The organism is Streptomyces sp. NPDC047315 (assembly GCF_040643215.1).
GTDB lineage: Bacteria > Actinomycetota > Actinomycetes > Streptomycetales > Streptomycetaceae > Streptomyces.
Window position 1 is genome coordinate 343,211 of sequence record NZ_JBEYTZ010000003.1, and the last position, 9,255, is coordinate 352,465.

At 71.9% G+C, this 9,255-nt stretch carries 8 protein-coding genes; 7 read left to right on the forward strand and 1 reads right to left on the reverse strand.

Features of this window, described 5'->3' with window-relative positions; all coding sequences use genetic code 11:
• Positions 1-321 precede the first annotated feature (321 nt).
• From ABZ842_RS05095 to ABZ842_RS05120, 6 genes are all read left to right on the forward strand, one after another.
• The gene (locus ABZ842_RS05095; protein ID WP_361531760.1) at positions 322-519 is read left to right on the forward strand and encodes a Trm112 family protein; all 198 of its coding nucleotides are present in this window, start codon (positions 322-324) and stop codon (positions 517-519) included.
• Between the two features lie 102 nt (positions 520-621).
• A complete protein-coding gene (locus tag ABZ842_RS05100; RefSeq protein WP_361531763.1) occupies positions 622-1,761 on the forward strand; it encodes an SIS domain-containing protein in 1,140 nt (379 codons plus the stop codon).
• A gap of 103 nt (positions 1,762-1,864) precedes the next feature.
• Positions 1,865-3,028 carry a mannose-6-phosphate isomerase, class I gene (gene manA / locus ABZ842_RS05105; RefSeq protein WP_361531766.1) on the forward strand — a complete coding sequence of 388 codons (1,164 nt, stop codon included), beginning with the start codon at positions 1,865-1,867 and terminating at the stop codon, positions 3,026-3,028.
• A 202-nt stretch (positions 3,029-3,230) separates the two neighbouring features.
• Positions 3,231-4,202 carry a cation diffusion facilitator family transporter gene (locus tag ABZ842_RS05110; RefSeq protein WP_361531769.1) on the forward strand — a complete coding sequence of 324 codons (972 nt, stop codon included), beginning with the start codon at positions 3,231-3,233 and terminating at the stop codon, positions 4,200-4,202.
• 283 nt (positions 4,203-4,485) lie between these two features.
• Complete coding sequence (gene ahcY / locus ABZ842_RS05115; protein WP_361531772.1) at positions 4,486-5,943, forward strand: adenosylhomocysteinase; 1,458 nt, start codon at positions 4,486-4,488, stop codon at positions 5,941-5,943.
• Positions 5,944-6,111: 168 nt separating this feature from the next.
• On the forward strand, positions 6,112-6,735 hold the full coding sequence (locus tag ABZ842_RS05120) for a hypothetical protein (RefSeq protein ID WP_361531775.1): 624 nt from the start codon (positions 6,112-6,114) through the stop codon (positions 6,733-6,735).
• Between the two features lie 36 nt (positions 6,736-6,771).
• On the opposite strand, the gene ABZ842_RS05125 is transcribed toward ABZ842_RS05120, so the two are convergent.
• The gene (locus tag ABZ842_RS05125; protein ID WP_361531778.1) at positions 6,772-7,701 is read right to left on the reverse strand and encodes an RDD family protein; all 930 of its coding nucleotides are present in this window, start codon (positions 7,699-7,701) and stop codon (positions 6,772-6,774) included.
• Positions 7,702-7,830: 129 nt separating this feature from the next.
• On the opposite strand from ABZ842_RS05125, the gene ABZ842_RS05130 reads away from it, so the two are divergent.
• A complete protein-coding gene (locus tag ABZ842_RS05130) occupies positions 7,831-8,838 on the forward strand; it encodes a stage II sporulation protein M (RefSeq protein WP_361531781.1) in 1,008 nt (335 codons plus the stop codon).
• Positions 8,839-9,255: the final 417 nt, after the last annotated feature.

Below are 9,255 nucleotides of genomic sequence, written 5' to 3' on the forward strand. Positions count from 1 at the left end.
GCGCGGGGAACTGCGCGACAAGCCACCCACCGGCCCGCAGAGGCCAACGACCCCGCAGGGAGACGGCGAGCCCGCCCCTCGCACCGCCCGGCCCGCCCCTCGCACCGCCCGGAACGGGAACCGCACCGCCCGGAACGGGAACCGCGCCAAAGAACCACGCGGCTCACCCCAGACCCCAGCGCGCGCAACTCCACACCCCCCAGCGGTACGCTGACGACGCCCAGGCCGGGCAGCGGGCCGAATCCGGCAGGCCGCCCGGCCGACCCCGCGGCCCGCCCGGCCCCGGGCACCCCCACCGCCCACCCCGAAGGGACTCGCACCATGCCGCTCGAAGCCGGACTCCTCGACATCCTCGCCTGCCCGGCCTGCCACAGCGCCCTGCGCGAAGAGGACGCCCCGCAGGACCAGGACGCCGCCGGCTCCGAACTCGTCTGCACCGGTACGGACTGCGGCCTGGCGTACCCCGTACGCGACGGCATCGCCGTCCTCCTCGTCGACGAGGCCCGCCGCCCGGCCTGACGCCGGGCACCCCGGCGTCGGAGGCGTGCAGGCCACACCGGCCGGCGAGCGCCCCGCCGCCCGCGACCGACAACCGAACCGGCGATCGGAGGCCCCGCCCCCATGCTCGACGAGTCACTTCTCGACGACCCGGAAGCCCTCGCCCGTGCCGACCGCAGGGGACTCCTGAGGGGTGCCGCCGAGGCGGGCGCCCGCGTACGGACCGCCGCCCGGCACGCCGCCGAAGCCGGCATCGCCGAGCTGACCCCGGAGGGCCGCCCCCGCGCCGTCCTCGTCGCTGGCTCCGGCACCGCCGCCAACGGCGCCGCCGACCTCGTCGGCGCACTCGCCGGCGCCGGCGCCCCCGTCATCAGGCTGCACCCCACCGGCGTCGCCCCCGCCCCCGGCGCCCTGCGCTGGGCCCTGCCCGGCTGGGCCGGCTCCCTCGACCTCCTCCTCGTCGTCACGACGGACGGCACCGAGCCCGGCCTCGAACTCCTCGCCGAGCAGGCGTACCGCCGCGGCTGCACCGTCGTCGCCGTCGCCCCCCGCCGCTCCCCGGTCTCCGAGAGCGTGGACGGCCGGCACGGCCTCGTCGTACCGATGGCCACGGCGCCGTACGAGCTGTACGAGGAGTCACAGGCGGCCGGCGGCCCCGGTGCCCTGTGGGCCCTGTTCACCCCGCTCCTCGCGCTCCTCGACCGCGTCGGCCTGCTCGAAGCGTCCCCCGAAGCGCTCGCGGGCGTCGCCGACCGCCTCGACCGCGCCGCCGAACGCTGCGGCCCGGCCATCGCGACGTACAGCAACCCGGCCAAGACGCTCGCCGCCGAACTCGCCGACAGCCTCCCGCTGATCTGGACGGAAGGCCCCGGCGCGGCCCCCGCGGGCCGCCGCTTCGCCGCCGTGCTCGCCGAACTCGCCGGCCGCCCCGCGCTCGCCGCAGAACTCCCCGAGGCGCTGCCCGCCCACGGCGTACTGCTCGTCGGCGATCTCGCCGCGGGCGCCGACCCGGACGACTTCTTCCGCGACCGCGTCGAGGAGGCACAGGCGCTGCGCGCCCGCGTCGTCCTGCTCCGAGACCGGCCCGCGGGCGGACTGACCGCCGCCCCGGCAGCACGCGAACTCGCCCTGGGCCACGACACCGCGATCAGCGAACTGGAACCGGAAGAGGGCACCGACCTGGAGTCGCTCGCGGAACTGCTCGCGGTGACGGACTTCGCGGCCGTGTACCTCGCCCTCGCGACCCCCGCGACCCCCTCCTGACCCCGCACCCCCGCACCCCCGCACCCCCGCACCCCGCACATCTCGCACCGTCGAACACCGCACCACCGAGCCCCGAGCCACAGCCGAAAGAAGTCGCACGCCGATGGACCGCCTCACCAACCCCATCCGCCCGTACGCCTGGGGCTCCACCACCGCCATCCCCGCGCTGCTCGGCGTCGCCCCCACCGGTGAACCCCAGGCCGAGCTGTGGCTGGGCGCCCACCCCGGCGCCCCCTCCCACCTCGACCGCGGCCCGCTCGACGCCGTCATCGCCGCCGACCCCGTACGCGAACTCGGCGGCCGGACCGTCGGCGCGTACGGCCCCCACCTCCCCTTCCTCCTCAAGCTGCTCGCCGCCGGCGCCCCTCTCTCCCTCCAGGTCCACCCCGACCTCGCCCAGGCCAGGGAGGGGTACGCCGCGGAGGAGCGCGCCGGCATCCCCGTCGACGCCCCCCACCGCAACTACAAGGACGCCAACCACAAGCCGGAACTGATCTGCGCGCTCACCCTCTTCGAGGGGCTGTGCGGCTTCCGCGCCCCCGCCGCGAGCGCCGAGTTGATCGCCGGGCTCGGCGTCGACTCGCTCAAGCCGTACGTGGACGTCCTGCACGCCCACCCCGAAGACGCCGCCCTGCGCGAGGTCCTCACCGCCGTCCTCACGGCCGAACGCGACGCCGTGGCCGAGACCGTCGCGGAAGCCGCTGCCGCCGCCACCCGCTTCGGCGGCCCGTACGCCCCCTACGCACAGCTCGCCCACCACTACCCCGGCGACCCCGGCGTCATCGCCGCGATGCTGCTCAACCACGTGCGGCTCCAGCCCGGCGAAGCCCTCTACCTGGGCGCCGGCGTCCCCCACGCGTACCTCGACGGCCTCGGCGTCGAGATCATGGCCAACTCCGACAACGTCCTGCGCTGCGGGCTCACCCCCAAGCACGTGGACGTGCCCGAACTGCTGAAGGTCGTGCGCTTCGAGGCCACCGAACCCGCCGTCCTGCGCCCGGAGGCGTCCCCGTCCGGCGAGGAGGTGTACGACACGCCGGCGCCGGAGTTCCGGTTGTCGCGCTACGTCCTCGCACCCGACGCGGCCCCGCGCGACGTCACCGCCGCGGCGCCGCAGATCCTGCTCTGCACCGCGGGCTCCGTCACCGCCGGCGAACTGACGCTCGCGCAGGGCGAATCGGTGTTCGTACCCGCGGGCGACATGGTGGAAATCTCCGGCGCGAACGGAAGTTCGGGGACCCTCTTCCGCGCCACGGTCGCCATCTGACCGGAAAACACCCGTTTCAACTGCCAGAATGGCGCCCCGCAGCAGCCACGCCGGCAGCGCCGCCCGACGGCACGGCCCGTCCCGGGGCCGTGACGCACACGGGCCGCCCGTCCGCCCCGAGCACCCGGCACCACCGAGTGGTGGTCCGTACGAAACCCATCGGGCGCGCGCACCGGCACCCCGCCCGAAGGGACACCCACCCATGAGCGCGTCCGGCGGAACCAAAGCGATCGTGGCGGCGCTGGCCGCCAACCTCGCCATCGCGGTCGCCAAGTTCGTCGCGTTCCTCTTCTCCGGCTCGTCCTCGATGCTCGCCGAGAGCGTCCACTCGCTCGCCGACTCCGGCAACCAGGGACTGCTCCTGCTCGGCGGCAAGCGCGCCCGCCGCGCCGCCACCCCCGAGCACCCCTTCGGCTACGGCCGCGAGCGCTACATCTACGCCTTCCTCGTCTCCATCGTGCTCTTCTCCGTCGGCGGCATGTTCGCGCTGTACGAGGGCTACGAGAAGATCAAGCACCCGCACGCGATCGAAGCCTGGTACTGGCCCGTCGGCGTCCTCCTCTTCGCGATCGTCGCGGAGACGTTCTCCTTCCGCACCGCCATCAAGGAGTCCAACGTCCTGCGCGGCACCCAGTCCTGGCGGGAGTTCGTCCGCCGCGCGAAGGCACCCGAACTCCCCGTCGTCCTCCTCGAAGACCTCGGCGCACTGATCGGCCTCGTCCTGGCCCTCGCCGGCGTCAGCATCGCCCTCGCCACCGGCGACGGCGTCTGGGACGGCATCGGCACCCTCTGCATCGGCACCCTGCTGATCCTCATCGCCCTCGTCCTCGCCGTCGAGACGAAGTCCCTGCTCCTGGGCGAGTCCGCGAGCGCCGCCGACCTGCGCACCATCGAGGACGCCGTCGTCGACGGCACGTCGGTCACCCGCCTCATCCACATGCGCACGCTCCACCTCGGCCCCGAGGAACTGCTCGTCGCCGCCAAGATCGCGGTACGCCACGACAACACCGCCACCGAGGTCGCCGCCGCCATCAACGCCGCAGAGCAGCGCATCCGCGCCGCCTGCCCCATCGCGCGCGTGATTTACCTGGAACCGGACGTCTACAGCGCGTCGGCGGCAGCGGCGGGCACGAACCCCGGCAAGTCGCCCGGCGGCCCCGGCCCTGCCCACTGACCCCGCCGTTCGCGAAGCCGTTCGCCCGGCCGTCCGCGCAGCCGTTCGCATCCGGACATTCCTCATGAGGGCTGGGGCCCGCCGCGGTCGTCGGTGTAGATTCGGTGCGAGAGTCAGACGTCGCTGCTGATGGCGGTCGGTCGGTCCCTTGCGGTCCGGCCGAGGGAGAGAGGGCCTCCGACGGACTGCACTGCGCGAGGTGCCGGGCATTCGCATGCCCGTACACCTGCCGTCGCAGAGCCAGCCCCGTACCCACCTCGACCACCACTGAGGAGCAGCACCGATGACGACTGTCGCCTCCGGCCAGGACTTCAAGGTCGCCGACCTCTCCCTCGCCGCCTTCGGCCGCAAGGAGATCACCCTCGCCGAGCACGAGATGCCCGGCCTGATGTCCATCCGCAAGGAGTACGCCGAGCAGCAGCCGCTGGCCGGCGCCCGCATCACCGGCTCCCTGCACATGACGGTGCAGACCGCCGTCCTGATCGAGACCCTGGTCGCCCTCGGCGCACAGGTCCGCTGGGCCTCCTGCAACATCTTCTCCACCCAGGACCACGCCGCCGCGGCCATCGCCGTCGGCCCGAACGGCACCGCCGACGACCCCAAGGGCATCCCCGTCTTCGCCTGGAAGGGCGAGACGCTGGAGGAGTACTGGTGGTGCACCGAGCAGGCCCTGACCTGGCCGGACGCCCCCACCGGCGGCCCGAACATGATCCTGGACGACGGCGGTGACGCCACCCTCCTCGTCCACAAGGGCGTTGAGTTCGAGAAGGCCGGATCCGCCCCGGACCCCGCGACCGCGGACAACGAGGAGCTCGCCCAGATCCTCACCCTGCTGAACCGCACCCTCGCCGACGACGCGCAGAAGTGGACCCGTCTGGCGTCCGAGATCCGCGGCGTCACCGAAGAGACCACCACCGGCGTCCACCGCCTGTACGAGATGCAGCGCGACGGCACCCTCCTCTTCCCGGCGATCAACGTCAACGACGCCGTCACCAAGTCGAAGTTCGACAACAAGTACGGCTGCCGCCACTCCCTCATCGACGGCATCAACCGCGCCACCGACGTCCTGATCGGCGGCAAGGTCGCGGTCGTCTGCGGCTACGGCGACGTGGGCAAGGGCTGCGCCGAGTCCCTCCGGGGCCAGGGCGCGCGTGTGATCATCACCGAGATCGACCCCATCTGCGCCCTCCAGGCCGCGATGGACGGCTACCAGGTCTCCACCCTCGACGAGGTCGTCGGCCTGGCCGACATCTTCGTCACCACCACGGGCAACAAGGACATCATCATGGCCTCGGACATGGCCAAGATGAAGCACCAGGCCATCGTCGGCAACATCGGCCACTTCGACAACGAGATCGACATGGCCGGCCTCGCCCGGATCCCCGGCATCGTGAAGGACGAGGTCAAGCCGCAGGTTCACACCTGGACCTTCTCCGACGGCAAGGTCATCATCGTGCTGTCCGAGGGCCGCCTGCTCAACCTCGGCAACGCGACGGGCCACCCGTCCTTCGTGATGTCCAACAGCTTCGCGGACCAGACGCTGGCGCAGATCGAGCTCTTCACCAAGCCGCAGGAGTACCCGACCGACGTCTACGTGCTCCCCAAGCACCTCGACGAGAAGGTCGCCCGCCTGCACCTCGACTCGCTCGGCGTCAAGCTGACCACGCTCCGCCAGGAGCAGGCCGACTACATCGGCGTCAAGGTCGAGGGCCCGTACAAGCCGGACCACTACCGCTACTGACCGATCGGCCGCGCCAGTACGCGGTACGACGTCGTACTCAGCAGGCCCCCGCACCCCCGTGCCGGGGGCCTGCCCCGTACGCCCCCCACCGACTTCGACGCACCACGTTGCACGACGCACCACGCTGCACCGCTGCGCAACTCACCGCAGAAGGACTGTGACGCCCCCATGCCCCGCGGCCGATATTCGCTGCACGATCCGCACGATCACACCCCCCTCGGTGAGGAACACTTCCACTGCGCGCCCGGCCCCTCCGGCTGGCGCTACGTCTCCCAGACCACCACTCCCTCCGGCGAGCACCGAGGCTCCGTCGACCTCGCGATCGACGAACTCGGCCGCCCCCTGCGCCTCGAACTCCACGCCGCGAGCTGGCAGATCCGCGGAGCGGCCCTGGACGGCGTCACCTGGGTCCGCACCGACCCCACCGGCACCCACGCCAGCGAGGGCAACGTCCGCGCCCACGCCTTCACCGGCTCCTCCCCGGCCTTCCTCGTCGCCACCGCCCGTCTGCTGCGTCTCACCCCCCAATCCCCGGCGACCCGGGTCCGCCTCGTCGCCTTCACGGAACCCGTACTCGCCCCACGTACCGTCGATCAGTCCTGGGCTCTGCTGAGAAGTGAAGCGCACGCCACTGACAACGGCCCCCTGACGGTGGACGAATACCAGGTCAGCGCACTCGACACGGGGGAGCAGCACACGGTGCACATCGCCGGTGACGTGGTCCTCGCCGCCCCCGGCATCGAACTCGAAGACCTGGAGACCCCGCCGTCCGTCTTCCCGGACCCCGCTTAGGCGTACGCCCCCGGCGGGCGGTCTCGGGGGGCGGTCTCAGGCGGGCGGTGCGAACCCCGTCGACGAAGGTCCCGTCGCACGGTCGTCCCGCGCACGGTCGTCCCGCCCGTCGACCGCCGGGGGAGGAGTCGGAGGCACCCCCGGCAGGGGCGGGCCGACAACCGGCAACACCCCCGCGTTCGCACCCGCACCCGCACCTGGACCCGCACCCGCCCGTGCGCCGAAGGCCCGGTGCGCGTCCCGCGTCTGCCGCTCGTGCACCACGCCGGCCAGATACGCGGCCGGCGCCACCCCCGCGGGAGCCGGCGCCCCCGTGCGCTCCACCACCTCGACGGCCAGCCGCTCGGCCATCCGCCCGCTCACCGCCGGGTCCAGCTGCGTCATCCGCGTCAGGTACTGCCGTATCGCCAGCCACAGGCCGTCCGGCACCCCCGATAGGTCCAGCTGCGCGAACTGCCCCGCGAGCCACGGCGGAGGCGGCGGCACCACCAGTGCGCCCTGCGTCGCCGCCACCCGTTCCCGTACGACCAGGGTCCCCGCGAACACGTCCCCGAGGCGCCGCCCCCGCGCCGACGCCAGCGATGCGATGCACGCGACGACCCCGAAGGTCAGAGTGATCTCCACGAAGCCCATCGCCCCGCGCACCAGCGCGTGCCGGAACCGGATCGGCCCCCCGTCGTCCCGCACCACCCGCAGCCCGCACGCCAGCTTCCCCAGCGACCGCCCCCGGGACAGCGTCTCCACCGCGATGGGCGCGCCCACCAGCAGCAACAGCAAGGACGCGACGGAAATCGCGGCGAATGCGGCGTCGTCCAGGGAAGCGGTCAGCAACTGGAGCGCCAGCGCCACCGTCAGATAGACGGTCCACGCGACCACGAGGTCGATGATCACGGCGAGCGCACGACTCGGCACCCTCGCCGGCTGCACCCCCAGGACGACCGCGTCCCCCGTTATCAACGCACTCACCGATGCCGCCTCCCCTGCTCGCCCGCCTTCGACCTGCCCCTTCCAATGCGCTCACAGTCTGCCAAGCTGACCCGAAGCGCGTCGCAGTAGTACGAACGTACGCACCCAGTGCCTGGAGCAGCAGCCGACATGGACCTCGATGTCTTCGTGACAGCCCATCGCGCCGAGTGGGACCGCCTGGACCAGCTCCTGCGCCGAGGCCGCCACCTCACCGGCGCCGAGGCCGACGAACTCGTCGCCCTCTACCAGCGCACCGCCACGCACCTGTCGCTGATCCAGTCCAGCGCCCCGGACCCCGCCCTGGTCGGCCGGCTCACCCAGCTCGTCGCGCGCGCCCGCGCCGCGGTCACCGGAACCCGTCGCGCGAGCTGGCGCGACGCCGTCCACTTCCTCACCGCCGGATTCCCGGCCGCCGTGTACCGCACGCGCCACTGGTGGATACCCGCGGCGGTCCTCTCCACCCTGGTCGCCGCCCTCATCGGCTGGTGGATCGGCACCCACCCCGAGGTGCAGGCGTCCATCGGCGCCCCCGAGGACCTCCGCGAGATGACCCGCCCGGGCGGCGAGTACGAGACGTACTACTCCAGCAATCCGGCCGCTTCCTTCGCGGCCCAGGTCTGGACGAACAATGCCCAGGCAGCCGCCATCTGTCTCACCCTGGGAGCGTTCCTCGGCATCCCGGTGATCTGGATCCTCCTCCTCAACATGGTGAACCTCGGCATCGGCATCGGTCTGATGTCCGCGGCCGGCCGCCTCGACGTCTTCCTGGGTCTGGTGCTCCCGCACGGCCTGCTCGAACTGACGGCGGTCTTCGTCGCCGCCGGTACGGGACTCCGCCTCGGCTGGACGGTGATCGACCCCGGCCCGCAGACGCGCCGAGTGGCCCTGGCACAACAAGGACGTGCCGCCCTCGGCATGGCCATCGGCCTCGCGCTCGTGCTCTTCGTCTCCGGCGTGATCGAGGGCTTCGTGACCCCGTCCGGCCTCCCGACCTGGGCCCGCATCACCATCGGCATCGCCGCCGAGCTCACGTTCCTCACGTACGTCTACGTCCTGGGTGGCCGCGCGGCCCGCACGGGCGAGGCCGGAGACGTGGACACCGCAGATCAGAGCGCCCGGCTGCCCACCGCGGCGTGATGTGCATCCACCCCCTCGGAGCTGCTACTGTCCTCTCCGGCCCACAAGAACCGTTGACACGGATCGTGTGGGGAGGTAGATTCTAACGGTTGCCTCGGACGCGACGTGATCGAGTTCAACGGTTAGTATCTCTCTCGCTCTGGTCGGGACATCGAGTTCCACGGAGCCCATCGACTCCTTATCCGGATCGCAATGACTGATCAGATCAGTCAAAAGCTTCTGATAAAGTCGGATCACGCCGAAAGGCAAAAGGCCACTCCAATCGGCCACCTGATCGAAATCGAAGTCCGGAAACGGACCGGGAAAAAGATCTGGTAAGGTTGGAAACGCAAGACCGAAGGGAAAAGCCCGGAGGGTCCTGGAAGGGACTCGAAGGAAGCGTCCGTTCCTTGAGAACTCAACAGCGTGCCAAAAGTC